Raw genomic sequence first — 1,325 nt, 5'->3', positions numbered from 1 at the left:
TACAAGTTTAAACGCCGTACCATCGGTAATATGGTGGCCGTCACAAAGCTACTTAGTCGGTTTACGATTGGTACGATTAGCGGCAACGTGCTAACGCAGATAGGTACCATTATGGCCGGGTCCAAGATCGTGCTGATACTACCCATTTTAATGGGGCTTGTCAGCTTTGCATCGCTGGTTATTACCGATCTATTGTTCTGGATAGTCTCTGTTTCAGAAATCGAAGAGGAGCCACCTTATAAAGCAACCATCGTTCAAAACCCATACGAAGCCCATGAACAAGCTTAAAATAACCCGAAACAGCACGACCGTAGAAATTGAACAAGATCAACCAATTACGCCAGATGTGATTGCAGGCATTATTGTCGAAATGGATAAAGCGCAACCTCTGCGAATAAATATACCGCCATACCAGCCATGGCCTGACAGCCCTACAGGTGGTATAGGTTCGCCCTTGAGAACACCATGGACGCAACCCTCAATCATGTATTGTGCAGAAAGCCATAACTAGCCATGAAGCAACTACTTAAATGGCTGGTGGGCGATATGCTGACTTCGCCAATTTTCTGGGTCGTAGTTTCGCTTGGCGGCACTGGATTTGGCGTAAAGCAATGCCACCGGGCTAACAGCGAAGAAGAGAAACGACTAGTGGTGGAGGTGCAGACTGATAGCCTAAAACGGGTAACTGGTCTACTCAAATCTGAAAAGGATAGCGCCTTTAATTATGCCAAAACAATTCGATTCCTATATGACAAAGAAATACAAAACGATCGCAAACGGGCTTATTCTAAGCCTTATCGTGATGTTCGCGCTGAGAACGACAGTTTATTGTCAAATCCCTGATACGTCCGATTTTGCGCGAGAGGTTGAAATAAACGTTCGATTGCGTGAATTAGCTAGGCTTCGCCCTCGCTACGATTCCTTGCTGGTAGTAATCGGTTACTACAAAGCCAGAGACGCCACGCTGAGTGCAATTCTAACGCGCTACGAGCGTAAACGTAACTTCTTAGGCATAGGCAACCGAAAGAAGTACAGGAAGCTGAAGGAAGAGATTTTAGGGCTACCGTAAAGGTTCGTTAGAGGCAACTGATTTGGCTAAGCGCTCTAAAAATTGCTTCTCCTTTTCTGGGTCAAGTTCATAATCATACTTACCGCTAAACACCTCCTTTGCTTCGCGTTCGATTAGTATAGCAAGGGCAATTTCCTGAAGTAGCTTATCGAATGGGTCCATAAATATTATATGCAGAAAGGGGCGATTTGTGACAGGAATTGCCAAAATAAATTACGCATACACTGGCTTGAGGCTGTGCCAGTTCATTACCCAC

2 protein-coding genes are annotated in these 1,325 nt (G+C 45.2%); both read left to right on the top strand.

The window, feature by feature from the left end:
- Nucleotides 1-288: hypothetical protein (locus ACYVD4_RS31995; protein WP_460952529.1), on the top strand; the 288-nt coding region annotated here is incomplete at its 5' end.
- Between the two features lie 225 nt (nucleotides 289-513).
- Nucleotides 514-843, top strand: a complete 330-nt coding sequence (locus ACYVD4_RS31990; protein WP_460952527.1) for a hypothetical protein — start codon at nucleotides 514-516, stop codon at nucleotides 841-843.
- Nucleotides 844-1,325: the final 482 nt, after the last annotated feature.

The sequence above is a fragment of the Spirosoma daeguense genome, from assembly GCF_054776875.1.
Note: the sequence above shows the minus strand (reverse complement) of the source record. Positions and strands in the feature narration are given on the sequence as shown.